A 14,844-nucleotide genomic window follows, 5' to 3' on the forward strand; every position below is an offset into this window, starting at 1 on the left:
CGTTCGGTCACGCCGTTGGCCACGCGGTGGGCTACGCGTTCGCGTACACCCGCGTTGCGAATTCCGCGATCTGCGCGTCCGTCAGGTTCCTCGCGAGATTGGCCTCCGTGATCATGCCGACGAGCTGGTGTCCCTGCTTGACGTCGATCACTGGCAGGCGCTTGATCTGGTGCAGCTCCATCGTCGACAGAGCCTCGTCGGCGCCGGCGCTCGCGTCGATCCAGTGGAGCTCCCCGGCGAGGGAGCCGGCCTGGACCGTCGCAGGGTCGATGCCTTCGGCACAACACTGGACGACGATGTCACGGTCGGTGATCAGGCCGGTGAGCCTGTTGTTGTCGCCGCAGATGGGCAGACAGCCGACGTTCAGATCGCGCATCATCTTCGCCGCGTCCTGCAGCGACTGGTGCGCGCCGACGCACTGTACGCCGCTCGTCATGATGTCGCGGGCGGTGAGCTGGGTGTTCCGGGTCATGGTTCCCTTCCGTTCCGTCAGGGCTGCGGCGGCCGGTCCTGGCCGCCTTGGTCACCACCGAACTGCTCCTTGAGCTTGTCCTGGGCGGTGTCGACCTGGCTGCTGTACTTGCCCTGGGTTTTCTCGTCGACCGTGTCTCCGGCTTTGTCGACGCCTTTGGAGGCCTGGTCCTCGTGTCCCTTCAGCATGTGCCTGAGCTTGTCCATCACGGACATGGGCTGGCCCTCCTTGCCGTGTACCCCCGCCCCTCCAGGGTCACCTCACCTCGCACGGTTCGCATCTGCGCGGGGAGGCGCCGAAAATTCGTGCCGCCACCCGGTCACATTCCTTCCGCGCGATCCGTCAGAGCAGTGACTGACGACAACCCCGGAGGACAGAAACCATGCAGGCTCGGATGAACAACCCCGCCACCGTGATCCCCGAGGCCATGCCGGCCATCCTCGATCTGCTGAAGGCCACGAGGAAGGGCGGTGTGCCGGAGACGACCATGGAGTTGGTCCACCTGCGGGCCAGCCAGATCAACGGCTGCAGCTACTGCGTCGTGGGCGGTGTGCACAGCGCGCGGAAGGCGGGCCTGACCGAGGAGCAGCTGGCGTCGGTGGCGGCGTGGCGGGAGGCGCCGTACTTCTCGGACGCCGAGCGCGCCGCGCTCGCGCTCGCCGAGGCGGCGACCCGGCTCAGCGACCGGTCCGACCCGGTGCCGGACGCGGTGTGGGACGACGCCGCCGACCACTACGACGAGCAGCAGCTCGCGGCCATCATCCTGATGATCGGTACGACGAACCTCTTCAACCGTCTGAACGCCACGACGCGGCAGGTCGCCGGCGCGACCTGGTGACCCGATGGCCCGGTGACCTCCTGGCCCGGTGACCTCCTGACCGCCGACCGCCGGCAGCCCCGGAAATTCCGTTGCCGCGCGGTCGGCCGGTGCAGGAGGCTTCCGGCCATGTCAGACAACGGAACCGGCGGGTCGCGCGGAGTGTCCGCCCTCTTCTCCCACGGGCGGCTGACGGCGATCCCACGGAAGCCGGCCCGTCGCGAGCAGCTGCTCGTACATCTCGCGCAGACGCTGTTCCAGCCGGACCGGGAGTACACCGAGCCCGAGGTCAACGAGGCGCTGCTCACGGTGCACGAGGACTCCGCCGCGCTCCGCCGCTACCTCGTCGTGGCCGGCCTGCTGGCCCGGACCAGGGACGGCAGCAGCTACCGGCGAGCGGGGTGACCGGTCACGCGACCGGGGTCACGCGGACGGCTCGTACGGCGCGCCCAAGTCCCAGGCCTGGTACATCGCGTCGGCGAAGGCCGCGGCCAGTTTGTGCTCGCCGGACGGGCCCGGGTGCGTGCCGTCGTACGTGTCGGAGTGGACGTCGTACGCCTGGGGCGGGGACGCCAGCAGCAGCGGCGAGGCGGGGGAGTCGAGGTCCGCGACGGCCTTGGCGAGGAGTTCGTTGAAGCGGTCGCACTCGCTCGCGAAGGGGGTGTCCGACATCGCCCGCACGTTGGGGATAACGGGCAGGAGCACGGCCCGGACGTGCGGGTTCGCGGCGCGGGCCGCGGTGATGAACTCGCGGGCGTTCAGGGCGGTCTGAGTGCTGTTCGTGTAGAAGCCGAGGTCTATCAGGCCCAGCGAGACGAGCAGCACGTCCGCCTTCGTCGCGGCCACCGTCTCCCGGATCAGCGGGGCCATGTGCAGCCAGCCCTCGCCCCAGCCGGCCAGATGCCTGCGGGCGCCGGCGGGGAAGGCCGGGTCCGCGTAGGCCTCGGAGACGGGCGCGTCGGCGACCGTGTCGTACAGCTCGGTGCGCGGACCGACGATCCTGTACGGGCCGCCGAAGGAGCGGTTGAGGTGCTGCCACATCCGGTAGCGCCAGGTGTAGTCGCCGGCGCGTCCGATGGTCATGGAGTCACCGACGAACATGAAACGCATGGGGGTAATGATGGCCGACCCCCGCCGGGTGCGACCGCGGCAGGTGACGTGACGATGGACACTTGGGGGCATGCGTTCGTTGCGTACGACTTGGGCGGCCCTCGCCGCCGCCGCGGTGGTCCTTGGTTCCGCCGTGCCCGCTGCCGCTGCCGCCGACGACGGTGACGGTGACGGTGACGGTTTCACGATCAAGGACCCGCGGATCACGGAATCCAGTGGTCTCGCGGCGAGCCGCGCCCACCCGGGCATCTACTGGACGCACAACGACCAGGACGCCCCACGCGTCTTCGCCGTCGACTCGAGGACCGGCGAGACCGTCGCCACGGTCACGCTGCAGGGCGTCGGGAAGCCCCGCGACATGGAGGCCATCTCCGTCGGGCCGGACGGCAACGTCTACGTCGGCGACATCGGCGACAACGCGAACGGCAGCTGGGACCACGTCTGGATCTACCGCTTCCCGGAGCCGCGCCGGCTGAAGGACATCACCGTCCACGCCACCCAGTACACCGTCCGGTACGCGGACGGGCCGCGGAACGCCGAGGCGATGATGGTCCACCCGAAGACCGGGCGGATCTACATCGCCAGCAAGAACGAGGACGGGGGCGGGCTCTACGAAGGGCCGTCCCGGCTGGTGACCGGCGGGACGAACGTCTTCCGGCGGATCGGTGAGGTGCCGTGGGTGACGGACGGGGCGTTCTCGCCGGACGGCAAGGAGCTGGTGCTGCGCTCCTACTTCAGCGCGCGGGGCTATGAGTGGCGCGACGGGCGCCTCGGGCCCGACCACCATGTCAGCGCGCCGCTGCAGGGACAGGCCGAGTCGGTGACGTACACGCTGGACGGCAAGGCGCTGATGTTCGGCACGGAGGGCGAGCAGAGCGAGGTCGTGCGGCGCGAGCTCGAGAAGGACGACGCGAAGGGATCGGGGAGCGCGTCCGCGTCCGGCGGCGCGGGCGCCTCCGCGGGCGGGGCGGGGAGCAGTGGTACGGCCGCGGACGGCAAGGGCCTCGCGGTCCCCGCGGGCGCGCTCGTCGTCGCCGCGGTGGTGGCACTGGCGGTCCGGTCCCGGCGGCGCCGCGGCTGAGGCCCGTCCGGCCGGCCCTGCCGCGCCGGGTCGAGCAGGACCCGGGAGGTCTTCTCGGTGCGCGCCCGGGCAGGGTCTCGCGATACGACCCGGCCCGGCGTCATCCCCTGGCGCGCCGCTCCACAAGGGCCTCGAAACCCGCCAGCAGCCGCTCCAGGCCGAAGGCGAAGTGGTCGAAGCCGGTCGAGAACGCCTCCTCGGACAGGGCCGCCATGTTCGGGAACTCCCCGCTCGCCATCGCCCGCTCCAGATAGGGGCGCTGGCCCTCCCAGAAGTTCTCGTGGCTCACGCCGGTCTCCTTGGCGGCCTCGACCGACTGGATCTCCGTCCGGGCGATGCCCGTGACGAAGCTCTGCACCGTGATGATCACCGAGATGGTCTCGGGGTCGCTCAGACCCATGCCCTTGAGCCCGGCCAGACAGATCTCCAGGCCGCGCAGCGTGCTGGGGCCGAGGGCGGAGCGGGCCTCGTTGACCTTGAGCAGCCATGGATGCCGGTGGAACAGCTCCCGGTGGCCGCGGGCCAGGATCCCGACGGCGTCGCGCCAGTCGACGGCCCGCGGTGGCTCGGAGGCGAGTGATTCGGCCTGGACGTGGTCCAGCATCAGATCGAGCAGCTCCGCCTTGCCCGGGACGTACCGGTACAGCGACATCGTGCCGACGCCGAGCTCGGTGGAGACGCGGCGCATGGACACGGCGTCCAGGCCCTCCGCGTCCGCGACCTCGACGGCGGCGGTGACGATCCGCTCCAGGGTGAGGCCCGGCTTGGGGCCGCGGCTGGGCCGCTCGCCGGTGCCCCAGAGGAGTTCGAGGCTGTTGCTCGTCATGGCCCCCACCCTAAGCCGCCCGACAGAAACTGAGTACGGTGTACTCTCATTCGGGTACGGTGTACTCAGTTTCTGGGTTCTTCGGAAGGCGGACGGGCATGGACGAACAGGGCGGGCATGCGGTGCGGGTCGAGGACCTGCGCAAGCGCTACGGGGACACGTACGCCCTCGACGGCTTCGATCTCACCGTCCGGCGCGGCACGGTGCACGGACTGCTCGGTCCGAACGGGGCGGGCAAGACCACGGCCGTGCGCGTCCTCGCCACGCTGCTGAAGTTCGACGGCGGCCGGGCGCTGGTGGCGGGCCTCGACGTGGCGCGCGATCCGCAGGGCGTGCGACGGCGCATCGGCCTCGCCGGGCAGTACGCGGCCGTGGACGAAGGCCTCACCGGGCGGCAGAACCTGGAGCTGTTCGGCCGGCTCTTCCGGCTCGGCGGCCGGCGCGCCCGGCTGCGGGCCGAGGAGCTGCTGGAGCGCTTCGGCCTCGCGGACGCCGGGGACAAGGGCGTGAGCGCGTACAGCGGCGGGATGCGGCGCAGGCTCGACCTGGCCGCCTCGCTGATCCTCGCCCCTGACGTGCTGTTCCTCGACGAACCGACGACCGGGCTCGACCCGCGCGCCCGCGGCGAGGTCTGGGACGCGACAAGGGCCCTGGTCGCAGGCGGCACGACGGTACTGCTGACGACCCAGTACCTGGACGAGGCCGACAAGCTCGCCTCGCGCATCACCGTCGTCGACCGTGGCCGGACCATCGCCGACGACACCCCGGACGGACTGAAGAACCGGGTGGGCGGCGACCGTATCGAGGTCGTCGCCGCGCATGCGGGAGATCTGCGGCGGGTCGCCAAGGTGGTCGCGCGTGTCACCGGCCCCGGCGCCGAGCCCGAGACGGACGAGGACGAGCGCCGCGTGCACGCGCCCGTCAGCGACCGCGTGGCCGCGCTGACGGAGGTCGCGCGGACCCTGCGGGACGAGGACATCCAGGTCGAGGACCTCGGGCTGCGCAGGCCGAGTCTCGACGATGTGTTCCTGCGCCTGACCGGACACCGCACGGAGGTGGCTGCCCGATGACGGCTGTTGATCTCACCGTGCCGCGCGCGGAACTCCCGCACCAGCGGCTCTTCTGGGCGGTGGTGGACTGCGGGAACGTCGTACGCCGCACCATGCTCCACTACCGCCGCCAACCGGTCCTGATCCTGTGGCGGCTCGGCTTTCCGATCGTGTCCGTGCTGCTGTACGGCTTCGTCTTCGGGGACGCGATGCGGGTGCCGGGCGACGGGGACTACAAGGAGTTCCTGATGCCGGGCATGTTCGCCACGACCATGGCGTTCGGCTTCATGAGCACCGCGATGGCCGTCGTGGCCGATTCGGCCAAGGGCGTCACCGACCGCTTCCGGTCGATGCCGATGGCCCCGTCCGCGGTCTGCTCGGGCCAGGGCGTCGCCGACCTGTTCGTCGCCGCCGCCGAGTTGGCCATCCTCGCGCTGACCGCCCTCGCCATCGGCTGGCGCTCGGACGGCGGCCCGGCGGCCACGGCGGCGGCCTTCGGGCTGTTGCTGCTGCTGCGCTTCAGTCTGATCTGGGTGGGCGTGTGGTGCGGTCTCGTCGTGCCGAACCCGGAGGCCGCGGGCAGTCTCTACGCCGTGGTCTTCCCGCTCACCATGATCTCCAGCGTGTACGTTGCGCCGTCGCTGATGCCGGGCTGGCTGGCCCCGGTGGCTGCCTGGAACCCGGTCTCCTCGACGGTGGCGGCCACCCGTGAACTGTTCGGCAACCCGGGTGCCGGGGGCGGCAGTTGGGTCGAACAGTATGCGGTGCTGATGGCGGTGGTGTGGCCGGCCGTCATCACCGCGGTCTTCCTCCCGCTCGCCGTGCGGAGGTTCCAGCGGCTGAGTCGGTGAGATACGAGGCCGGGCTGGGGGTCCGGGGGTTATCCCCCGGGGGGTGCAGCCTTCCGCTCGCCGTGCGGAGGTTCCAGCGGCTGAGTCGGTGAGTCGGTGAGCCGCTGATCGGTTGAGGCTTCCGGAGGGGGTGGGCCCGCGAGGGGGGCGGGCCCACCCGGTCCGCGTTGCGCCGGTCCCTTGTTACGCCGGGCATTCCTTCCAGGCCAGGCGGTAGACGGTGTTGATCTCACCGTCGGTCGAGTCCATGGCGATGAAGCTGGTCTTCGACACGTCGGACGTGCCCGCCTTGACGCGCAGTTCGGTGTTGATGTTGAAGTTCCGCTTCACCCCGCAGGGCGCCCAGACCAGCTGGCCCCACTCGGTCGAGTCGGTGGCCTGCCAGTTGTTGTCGTACGGCCCGCTGAAGGGGTGGTTCCTGGCGGCCGTGTCGGGCGACCCCTGGAAGTAGTACGACGCCTTCTGGATGGCGGTGGCGCCGCGCTCCAGGCTGGCGTAGCCGCGGTAGTCCACGCTGGCGACGGCGTACGTGAAGCCCTGCGGGACATGGACGATCAGGTTGAGCTGGCAGTTCTTGCGGAAGTCGGTGGGTGCCGAGCCCCCGCCGGTCTGGGCGAGGTAGTCGCTGTAGGTGACCGTGAAGGCGGTGTTGTCCGGGGACACGGCGACGGCGGCCGTCCCTGCCGGACAGCCCGATCCGTTCACCGTGGCGATCTCGATGACGATCTTGTCGGGCGGGGCGGTGATGGCCGCGTTCGCGCTGCCGGCGTTGCCGGCGACGAGCGTGGAGGCGAGGACCGCCGTGAGGGCGGCACTCGCGCGTAAGGCTCTGGGCATGCAGCGAGCTCCGATCGATGGTGGTGGTCGGTGGCCTTGCGTGCAGGCGAACCGTGGGGGGTCCAGCCGATCCCATGTCCCGCCCCGACGAGTTCGATCGGTGCGATCGGCTCGATAAATCAGTTGAGACGTGGACATGTCAAACGCATCAAACGCATCGGATCGCTTGGATCGTAGGGACCAACTTCCCCGTCGGATAGGGCGGTTATCGGCCGTACGTACACGGCAGCTGCACGCCACCTCCACGCAACCGGCACGGCGTGCGCACGGCGCACCGGCCGGGCATGACGAAGGCCCGGCGGCCGAATGCCGCCGGGCCCTCCACGTACTGCTGGTGACTCACCTGCCGATGGTGACTACAGCTTCTCGATGACGTAGTCGACGCAGGCCGTCAGCGCCTGCACATCCGCCGGGTCGATCGCCGGGAACATCGCGATCCGCAGCTGGTTGCGGCCCAGCTTGCGGTACGGCTCGGTGTCCACGATCCCGTTCGCGCGCAGCACCTTCGCGACCGCCGCCGCGTCGATGTCGTCCGAGAAGTCGATCGTGCCGATGACCTGCGAGCGCTTGGCCGGGTCGGCGACGAACGGCGTCGCGTACTTCGACTCCTCGGCCCAGCCGTACAGGTTCCGCGCGGAGGTGGCGGTGCGGCGCACCGACCAGTCCAGGCCGCCCTGCCCGTTCAGCCACTTCAGCTGCTCGTTGAGGAGGAAGAGGGTCGACAGCGCCGGGGTGTTGTACGTCTGGTTCTTGCGCGAGTTGTCGATCGCCGTCGGGAGGCTGAAGAACTCCGGTACGTGGCGGCCGGACGCGTGGATCCGGGCAGCACGCTCCAGTGCGGCGGGCGAGAACACGCCGATCCACAGGCCGCCGTCCGAGGCGAAGGACTTCTGCGGCGCGAAGTAGTACACGTCCGTCTCGGCGATGTCCACGGGCAGACCGCCCGCGCCGGACGTCGCGTCGACGAGCACGAGCGCGCCCTCGTCGGCGCCCTCGACGCGCTTGATGGGCGCCGCGACACCGGTCGAGGTCTCGTTGTGGGTGAAGGCGTAGACGTCGACACCGGCCTCGGCCTGCGGCTCCGGGTGGGTACCGGGGTCGGAGGAGATCACGCTCGGCTCGGCCAGCCACGGGGCCAGCTTCGCCGCCTTCGCGAACTTCGACGAGAACTCGCCGAAGGACAGGTGCTGCGACTTGTTGTCGATGAGCCCGTGCGTCGCGATGTCCCAGAACGCGGTGGAGCCACCGTTGCCCAGGATCACCTCGTAGCCCTCGGGCAGCGAGAACAGGTCACTTACGCCCTCGCGCACTTCGCCGACCAGGTTCTTGACCGGGGCCTGGCGGTGGGACGTACCGAGCAGGGACGTACCGGTGGCGGCCAGGGCGTCCAGCGCCTCCGTACGCACCTTGGAGGGTCCGGCGCCGAAACGGCCGTCGCCGGGCTTGATGTCAGCGGGAATCTGGATATCGGCCACGAGCCGGAGCCTAGTCGGTTCCGCCAGGTCACCGGGGGCATTGTCCGGCGAATGAGACAAGCGATCACTGGTTGGGACGAGTCCTCGGTGTCGCCCGATCGGGCGGGTGCGTACGCGCCGTCTGGGGCACGCTGAGCGCATGGCTGACCGTATGGCTGAGCGCATGGCTGACCGTAAGGAGCTCGAACGGGCCCTCCGGGCGGGCGTCCGCGGCGATGTGGACTTCAGTGCCGGCGCCCGCGCGCTGATGACGATGGACGCGTCCAACTACCGCCGGGTCCCGGACGGGGTCGTCGCCCCGCGCGACGCGGCGGACGTGGCGGCGGCGCTCGCCGTCTGCCGGAGCCACGGGGTGCCGGTGGTGCCGAGGGGCGCCGGGACGTCGATCGCCGGTCAGGCCACCGGCGTCGGCGTGGTGCTGGACTTCACCCGCCATATGCGGTCCGTGGTCTCCGTGGACCCGGCGGCACGCACGGCCGTCGTACAGCCGGGCGCGGTGCTGGACCGGCTGCGGGAGGCGGCGGGGGCGTACGGACTGACGTTCGGGCCGGATCCCTCGACGCACAGCCGCTGCACCCTCGGCGGGATGATCGGCAACAACGCGTGCGGGTCGCACTCGGTGGCGTGGGGGACGACCGCGGACAATGTGGCCGAACTGTCCGTGGTGACGTACGGGGGCGACGAGATGCGCCTCGGCCAGGGGTTCGGCCAGGGGCCGGCCGCCGTCCCGGCCGGGCTGAGGGAGCTGGTCTCCGGCAACCTGGCGCTGCTGCGCACCGGCTTCCCGGGTGGACTGCCGCGCCGTATCTCCGGTTACGCGCTCGACGCGCTGCTGCCCGAGAACGGCACCGACCTCGCGCGTGCCTTCTGCGGCAGCGAGGGCACGCTCGGCGTGCTCACCGAGGCGACCGTACGGCTCGTGGACTCACCGCCCGCGCGTGCCCTCGCCCTGCTCGGGTACGCCGACGAGAGCGCCGCCGCCGAGGCCGCCGCCGGTCTGCTGCCGTACCGGCCGCTGACCGTGGAGGGGATGGCGCGGGACCTGGTGCCGGACGCGGTCGGGCTGCCGCGCGGCGGCGCCTGGCTGTTCGTCGAGACGGGCGGGGCGACGGGCGGCGAGGCGCGGGCGCGCGCGGAGGAGATCGTGCGGGGCGCGGATGCGCTGGACGGAGCTGTCGTCACCGACCCGGCCGCGCAGCGCGCGCTGTGGCGGATCCGGGAGGACGCCGCCGGCACCGCGACCCGGATGCCGGACGGCAGCGAGGCCTGGCCGGGCTGGGAGGACTGCGCCGTGCCTCCGGCGCGCCTCGGCGCGTACCTGCGGGACTTCCGGGCGCTGCTGGCGCAGCACGGGCTGCGCGGGACGCCGTACGGGCACTTCGGGGACGGCTGCATCCATGTCCGTATCGACTTCGATCTGCTGAGCGAGGAGGGGGTGCGGCGCTTCCGTTCCTTCTCGGAGGACGTGGCCGGACTGGTCGTGGCGCACGGCGGCTCCCTGTCGGGCGAGCACGGGGACGGTCAGGCGCGGGCGGAGCTGCTGCCGAAGATGTACGGGGACGAACTGGTCGGCCTCTTCGGCCGGTTCAAGGACGTCTGGGACCCGGCGGGCGGGCTGAATCCGGGCGTTCTGGCGCGGCCGGCGCGCCTGGACGAGAACCTCCGCTTCAAGGTGCTGCCGGGTACGCGGGTCGATGTGGAGTTCGGCTACCCGCACGACGGCGGGGACTTCGCCGGCGTGGTGCGGCGGTGCGTCGGAGTCGCCAAGTGCCGTGTGGACGGGCCCAGTTCCGGTCCAGGTGTGATGTGCCCTTCGTACCGCGCGACCGGCGAGGAACAGCACTCCACGCGCGGGCGCGCCAGGCTGCTGCACGAGATGCTCGCGGGGGAGGTGGTGACGGACGGCTGGCGCTCCGAGGAGGTACGGGACGCGCTCGACCTGTGTCTGTCGTGCAAGGGGTGCCGCAGCGACTGCCCGGTGGGTGTCGACATGGCCACGTACAAGGCGGAGTTCCTGCACCACCACTACGCGGGACGGGTGCGGCCGGCGTCGCACTATGCGATGGGGCGGCTGCCGCAGTGGCTGCGTCTGGCCGCGCCCTTCGCCGGGGTGGTGAACGCGGCGGCGCGCGTCCGCCCGCTGGCTTCGCTCGCGAAACGCCTGGCGGGCATCGCCCCGGAACGCGACATCCCGGCGCTCGCGCCGGTGACGTTCCGGCGCTGGGTACGCGGACACCTGGGCGACCGCACGCGGATCTGGGCGAAGAGCCGTACTGCCGTGCTCTGGCCGGACACCTTCACCGATCACCTTTCGCCCGATGCCGGGAAGGCAGCTGTCGCGGTGATGGAGGCGGCCGGTATGGGCATCGTGCTGCCACAGCGACGGGTCTGCTGCGGCCTGACCTACGTCTCCACCGGCCAGCTCGACCGCGCACGTGCGGTCATGCGCAGGGCTCTGGACACGGTCGAGCCGCTGCTGGACATGGACGTACCCGTGGTCGTCCTCGAACCGAGCTGCGCGGCGGCGCTGAAGACGGACCTCCCGGAGCTCCTCGGCGACGACCCGCGCGCGACGCGCCTGTCGGCGTCGGTACGCACCTTCGCCCAGGCGCTGGAGCAGTGCGCCCCGGACTGGAGCCCGCCCCGTATCGACCGTCCTGCCGTCGGCCAGACCCACTGCCACCAGCATGCGGTCCTGGGCGACGCGGCGGAGCGCCGGCTGCGCGAACGCGCGGGCCTCGCCGGTGCTCTGAGCGGCGGCTGCTGCGGCCTGGCGGGCAACTTCGGCTTCGAGCGCGGCCACTACGAGGTGTCCGTGGCCTGCGCCGAGGACCAGCTGCTGCCGGCCGTGCGGGCGGCCGGTGACGATGCCGTGCTCCTGGCGGACGGCTTCTCGTGCCGGGCGCAGCTGGAGCAGTTGGCGGGGCGGCGGGGGCGGCACTTGGCGGAGGTCCTGGCGGAAGCCCTGGCGGAGGAGTAGGCGGACGGTGACCTGAGGCCGCCGATGGACGCGGCGCTCGTCACGGGCGTGTCGCCACCGCCGTACGTATCGTTGTACTGCGCGGCTGCAGGCGACCACGCGGCAGCGGGGGAGGAGCGCCACGATGACCGTCGTAGAGACCGACAGGATCGAGATGGCCATGGCCGACAGCGACAACGAGCGCATCTTGGACGAGATGTTCGAAGCGCTTGAGCGGATGCCCGTCCCCGAGGGATACAGGGTCGAGATCGTCGAGGGGATCATCCACATGTCGCCGCAGCGAAATGCGCACTGGGGAATCATCCGCCGGATTGTCCGAGCTCTGGAAGACAGGTACGGCATGGACGTGAACCTCACGTCAGATGTGCGCATCGACTTCCCCGGGTATCTGAATGGGCTCTGCCCGGATGTGGCGAAGCTTCGCGAAGGAGCGGAGACCGATGACAAGGGCCGCTGGAGTTACCAGGACGTCGAGTTCATTGCCGAGGTGATCTCCAAGGGCACTGGCGCGAACGACTACGGCCCCAAGAAGACCGCCTACGCCATTGCCGAGGTCCCGGTCTACCTCATCGCCGACCCCTACCTCGGCAAGTGCCACGTCTACACCCAACCCAAGGACGGCGACTACGTCATCGAGACGACCGTTGCCTTCGGTGCCGAGGTCGACCTCACCAACACCCCTCTGGGTCTCACCATCGCCACCGCCGACTTCCCCCGCGACTGAGCTGCCTGCAGTACGACTTCACGCCTGGCTGACGGCCGAGGACGAAGAGAGGCGACCGGCCGGCCTGATCAGCGGTCACCCGGAGGACCAAAGGGCCGGAAGGCTACGCGCAGATGAGACACGGATCAGCCCTGGGTCAGCCCCGGTCGAAGAGCCGCTCGAGGACGCGGGCCACGCCGTCCTCCTCGTTGGACACCGTGCGCCGCGCCACTGCGGCGAGCACGGCCGGGTGTGCGTTGCCCATGGCGTAGCCGGTGCCTGCCCAGTGCAGGATGGTCAGGTCGTTGGGCATGTCGCCGAAGGCGATGACGTCGTCGGCGACGATGCCCCACTCGGCGCACAGCGCCGAGAGCGTGGCGGCCTTGGTCACACCGGGCGCACTGATCTCCAGCAGACCGCGACCGCCGGAATGGGTGAACTGCGCCGCGCCGCCCGCGGAAGCCTCCGCCATGGCGACCAGCATGTCCGCGTCGAACCGGTGGGAGTGGGCGAGCAGTTTCACGATCGGTACGTCCAGCAGCCACAGCTCCGCCAGGGACGCAACGGGCGACTCGGCAGCGATCTCCTCGAAGAACCGCAGACCGTACGCCGGCTCGTACAGGACCTGATGGCCCGTCTCCACGGCGAAGCCCAGTCCCGGGGCGGCATCCGACAGCGCTGCCGCCACCCTGCGGGCGGTGGCCGGCGACAGGGTCCGGGACCGGATGACGGCGCGTGTGGCGACGTCGTACACCTGCGCGCCATTGCTGCACACCGCCGTCCCGGCAAGCCCGGTCGCGGCGGCGAGCGCGTCGACGTACCTGGGCGGTCGCGCCGTGACGAAGACGAGCTCCGTGCCCGCGTCGACGGCGGTCCGCAGCGCACTGAGCGTGCGTTCCGACACGGTGCCGTCCCTGCGCAGGAGCGTGCCGTCCAGGTCGGTGGCGATCAGCCGGGGTCGCTGCATCGCCTCATGCTACGGACCCGTCCTGGGAGGCGAGTTCACCCGGTCCGTACCGGCCGCGGCATGTCTACATCCTCGTGCGCTGACCGCGGAACGCGGCGCGGTAGCCGTGCGGCGTGGTTCCGGTCACTCGCTTGAAGCGCTCGCGGAACGCGGTGGGCGAGCCGAACCCGGCCTGGCCCGCCACGCGCTCGACCGGGTCGTCGGTGGTCTCCAGCAGGTACTGGGCCCGGCGGACCCGTGCGCGCAGCAGCCACTGCAGGGGCGTGGTGCCGGTCTGTTCGTGGAACCGCCTGCTGAACGTCCGCTCGCTCAGCCCGGATCGGGCCGCCATGGCCTCCAAGGAAAGGTCCTGGCCCAGGTGTTCCTCGATCCACGTGAGAACCGGTTCGATCACCGAGCCCTGAGGCACCGGGGGCTGCTGGTGGACGATGAACTGGGCCTGACCGCCTTCCCGCTCCAACGGCATCACCATCAGGCGGGCGGCGTCGGCCGCCACGGCAGAGCCCAGGTCCTGCCGGATCATGTGCAAGCACAGGTCCAGGCCCGCCGACGCCCCGGCCGACGTCAGCAGCCGGCCGTTGTCGACGTACAGCACGTCCGGACGGACCTCCACCTTTGGGTGGAGCTCCGCGAGCAGACCGGTGGCCAGCCAGTGCGTGGTCGCGGCGAGACCGTCGAGGAGCCCCGCCTGGGCCAGGGTGAACGCCCCCGAGCAGATCGAGGCGATCCGGGTCCCCCGCGCCGCCGCTGCCCGCAACGCCTCCAGGGCCTCCTCAGCAGGCGGGCAGCTGAAATCGGCGCGGCCGGGCACGACGATCGTGTCCGCGTCGGCCAGCGCCTCCAGCCCCCAGGGTGCCCGCACCACGTACGTGCCGCTGTCCACGTCCGGAGTCACCCCGCAGACCCGCACCTGGTACGGCCGCCGGCCATCCGGCAGCCGGACGCATCCGAAAACCTCGACCGGCACCGCAAGGTCGAACGCCAGCACCCGGTCCAACGCGAGAACTGCCACGGTGTGCATGGCATCAACGATAGACGCAATCCGGCCAATGCCTACACTCCGGGCAAAACACCAAGGGCGATATTTTCCCACGTCAGACGCGTGGCGGGAATCCGTTGCTGTTTGTCGATCCAGCCCCTATGCCGCATTTCGGTCAGTCACTAGCGTTTGCGCCACGGGCCCCAGGAGCGAAGGACGACCATCAGTCGCCGAAGGGAGCGGTCTCTTGTTCATCGATCATCTGTGGATGGTGGGGTTCCGCCTCTGCACCGGTACGGATCGGACCGTCAGGCACTTCTACGTCGTCCGGGACGCCAAGGACGAGCACGACGCCCGGCGGCTTGCGGCACGGCTGGCAGCTTCCCTCCCGGAGCGGGAAGCGCGCGAGTACACGCCGCTCGACGAGACCTGGACCGAGGTCCTCCTCCTCCACCGCGACGCCCTGGGGAACTGGCACCCGACGGCCCACCGCCCCAGAGCCGGTGCCCATCCTCCCGTCCGGCCCCCCGCCGACGCCCGAACCTGCGCGCGAAGGTGAGCGTTGTTCGCTTTCGAGCGGTACGACTACCGACTGCCCAGTCCTAGTAGGGCTTGGTCAGGTTCACTCGCCGGTGGCGTGTCCGGTTGAGGGGGCTGTGTCGTTGACCGGGGGTGACACCTGAGGAGTTGGATGTAG

The 14,844-nt window shown here is 70.7% G+C and carries 16 protein-coding genes; 8 read left to right on the plus strand and 8 right to left on the minus strand.

The features are described from left to right. Positions 1-31 precede the first annotated feature (31 nt). Positions 32-472 (minus strand): CBS domain-containing protein, encoded by a 441-nt coding sequence (locus tag AC0699_RS18075; RefSeq protein WP_478661035.1) that lies wholly within the window; start codon positions 470-472, stop codon positions 32-34. Positions 473-489: 17 nt separating this feature from the next. Then, on the minus strand, positions 490-687 hold the full coding sequence (locus AC0699_RS18080; protein WP_478661037.1) for an antitoxin: 198 nt from the start codon (positions 685-687) through the stop codon (positions 490-492). Positions 688-854: 167 nt separating this feature from the next. Between AC0699_RS18080 and AC0699_RS18085 the strand changes: the two genes are divergently transcribed. Together AC0699_RS18085 and AC0699_RS18090 are read left to right on the plus strand one after the other, a co-directional pair. Beyond that, the gene (locus tag AC0699_RS18085; protein WP_478661039.1) at positions 855-1,310 is read left to right on the plus strand and encodes a carboxymuconolactone decarboxylase family protein; all 456 of its coding nucleotides are present in this window, start codon (positions 855-857) and stop codon (positions 1,308-1,310) included. 108 nt (positions 1,311-1,418) lie between these two features. Further along, positions 1,419-1,694 (plus strand): DUF2087 domain-containing protein, encoded by a 276-nt coding sequence (locus AC0699_RS18090; RefSeq protein ID WP_478661042.1) that lies wholly within the window; start codon positions 1,419-1,421, stop codon positions 1,692-1,694. 18 nt (positions 1,695-1,712) lie between these two features. Here the strand turns inward: AC0699_RS18090 and AC0699_RS18095 are convergent, their stop codons facing one another. Continuing rightward, positions 1,713-2,399, minus strand: a complete 687-nt coding sequence (locus AC0699_RS18095; RefSeq protein ID WP_478661044.1) for a GDSL-type esterase/lipase family protein — start codon at positions 2,397-2,399, stop codon at positions 1,713-1,715. 70 nt (positions 2,400-2,469) lie between these two features. Between AC0699_RS18095 and AC0699_RS18100 the strand changes: the two genes are divergently transcribed. Further along, positions 2,470-3,480: an SdiA-regulated/phytase-like domain-containing protein gene (locus tag AC0699_RS18100; protein ID WP_478661047.1), complete on the plus strand. Its 1,011-nt coding sequence runs from the start codon at positions 2,470-2,472 to the stop codon at positions 3,478-3,480. A gap of 100 nt (positions 3,481-3,580) precedes the next feature. Here AC0699_RS18100 and AC0699_RS18105 read toward each other — a convergent pair whose 3' ends face one another. After that, on the minus strand, positions 3,581-4,306 hold the full coding sequence (locus tag AC0699_RS18105; RefSeq protein WP_478661050.1) for a TetR/AcrR family transcriptional regulator: 726 nt from the start codon (positions 4,304-4,306) through the stop codon (positions 3,581-3,583). A gap of 98 nt (positions 4,307-4,404) precedes the next feature. Between AC0699_RS18105 and AC0699_RS18110 the strand changes: the two genes are divergently transcribed. Further along, positions 4,405-5,376 (plus strand): ATP-binding cassette domain-containing protein, encoded by a 972-nt coding sequence (locus AC0699_RS18110; protein WP_478661053.1) that lies wholly within the window; start codon positions 4,405-4,407, stop codon positions 5,374-5,376. After that, a complete protein-coding gene (locus tag AC0699_RS18115) occupies positions 5,373-6,206 on the plus strand; it encodes an ABC transporter permease (protein ID WP_478661055.1) in 834 nt (277 codons plus the stop codon). The genes AC0699_RS18110 and AC0699_RS18115 overlap by 4 nt, the downstream gene beginning before the upstream one ends. A 183-nt stretch (positions 6,207-6,389) precedes the next feature. On the opposite strand, the gene AC0699_RS18120 is transcribed toward AC0699_RS18115, so the two are convergent. Next, entirely contained in the window at positions 6,390-7,043 is a 654-nt protein-coding gene (locus tag AC0699_RS18120; protein WP_478661057.1) for a DUF4360 domain-containing protein, read from the minus strand. 356 nt (positions 7,044-7,399) lie between these two features. Beyond that, a complete protein-coding gene (gene serC / locus AC0699_RS18125) occupies positions 7,400-8,518 on the minus strand; it encodes a phosphoserine transaminase (protein ID WP_478661060.1) in 1,119 nt (372 codons plus the stop codon). A 163-nt stretch (positions 8,519-8,681) separates the two neighbouring features. Here serC and AC0699_RS18130 point away from each other — a divergent pair, with 163 nt between their 5' ends. Together AC0699_RS18130 and AC0699_RS18135 are read left to right on the plus strand one after the other, a co-directional pair. Beyond that, positions 8,682-11,498 carry an FAD-binding and (Fe-S)-binding domain-containing protein gene (locus AC0699_RS18130; RefSeq protein WP_478661062.1) on the plus strand — a complete coding sequence of 939 codons (2,817 nt, stop codon included), beginning with the start codon at positions 8,682-8,684 and terminating at the stop codon, positions 11,496-11,498. A 124-nt stretch (positions 11,499-11,622) separates the two neighbouring features. Next, a complete protein-coding gene (locus tag AC0699_RS18135) occupies positions 11,623-12,222 on the plus strand; it encodes a Uma2 family endonuclease (RefSeq protein ID WP_478661065.1) in 600 nt (199 codons plus the stop codon). A gap of 136 nt (positions 12,223-12,358) precedes the next feature. On the opposite strand, the gene AC0699_RS18140 is transcribed toward AC0699_RS18135, so the two are convergent. Further along, the gene (locus AC0699_RS18140; protein WP_478661067.1) at positions 12,359-13,168 is read right to left on the minus strand and encodes an HAD family hydrolase; all 810 of its coding nucleotides are present in this window, start codon (positions 13,166-13,168) and stop codon (positions 12,359-12,361) included. Between the two features lie 64 nt (positions 13,169-13,232). After that, positions 13,233-14,189, minus strand: a complete 957-nt coding sequence (locus AC0699_RS18145) for a GlxA family transcriptional regulator (RefSeq protein WP_478661070.1) — start codon at positions 14,187-14,189, stop codon at positions 13,233-13,235. A gap of 205 nt (positions 14,190-14,394) precedes the next feature. Between AC0699_RS18145 and AC0699_RS18150 the strand changes: the two genes are divergently transcribed. After that, a complete protein-coding gene (locus AC0699_RS18150) occupies positions 14,395-14,706 on the plus strand; it encodes a hypothetical protein (protein WP_478661073.1) in 312 nt (103 codons plus the stop codon). The last annotated feature ends 138 nt before the right edge of the window (positions 14,707-14,844 follow it).

It is taken from the genome of Streptomyces sp. NPDC043870 (assembly GCF_056435785.1).

Bases quoted from the DNA above. Each gene is read 5' to 3' on its own strand.
- AC0699_RS18075 (WP_478661035.1), bottom strand. From the start codon at position 472: ATGACCCGGAACACCCAGCTCACCGCCCGCGACATCATGACGAGCGGC.
- AC0699_RS18080 (WP_478661037.1), bottom strand. From the start codon at position 687: ATGTCCGTGATGGACAAGCTCAGGCACATGCTGAAGGGACACGAGGAC.
- AC0699_RS18085 (WP_478661039.1), top strand. From the start codon at position 855: ATGCAGGCTCGGATGAACAACCCCGCCACCGTGATCCCCGAGGCCATG.
- AC0699_RS18090 (WP_478661042.1), top strand. From the start codon at position 1,419: ATGTCAGACAACGGAACCGGCGGGTCGCGCGGAGTGTCCGCCCTCTTC.
- AC0699_RS18095 (WP_478661044.1), bottom strand. From the start codon at position 2,399: ATGCGTTTCATGTTCGTCGGTGACTCCATGACCATCGGACGCGCCGGC.
- AC0699_RS18100 (WP_478661047.1), top strand. From the start codon at position 2,470: ATGCGTTCGTTGCGTACGACTTGGGCGGCCCTCGCCGCCGCCGCGGTG.
- AC0699_RS18105 (WP_478661050.1), bottom strand. From the start codon at position 4,306: ATGACGAGCAACAGCCTCGAACTCCTCTGGGGCACCGGCGAGCGGCCC.
- AC0699_RS18110 (WP_478661053.1), top strand. From the start codon at position 4,405: ATGGACGAACAGGGCGGGCATGCGGTGCGGGTCGAGGACCTGCGCAAG.
- AC0699_RS18115 (WP_478661055.1), top strand. From the start codon at position 5,373: ATGACGGCTGTTGATCTCACCGTGCCGCGCGCGGAACTCCCGCACCAG.
- AC0699_RS18120 (WP_478661057.1), bottom strand. From the start codon at position 7,043: ATGCCCAGAGCCTTACGCGCGAGTGCCGCCCTCACGGCGGTCCTCGCC.
- AC0699_RS18130 (WP_478661062.1), top strand. From the start codon at position 8,682: ATGGCTGACCGTAAGGAGCTCGAACGGGCCCTCCGGGCGGGCGTCCGC.
- AC0699_RS18135 (WP_478661065.1), top strand. From the start codon at position 11,623: ATGACCGTCGTAGAGACCGACAGGATCGAGATGGCCATGGCCGACAGC.
- AC0699_RS18140 (WP_478661067.1), bottom strand. From the start codon at position 13,168: ATGCAGCGACCCCGGCTGATCGCCACCGACCTGGACGGCACGCTCCTG.
- AC0699_RS18145 (WP_478661070.1), bottom strand. From the start codon at position 14,189: ATGCACACCGTGGCAGTTCTCGCGTTGGACCGGGTGCTGGCGTTCGAC.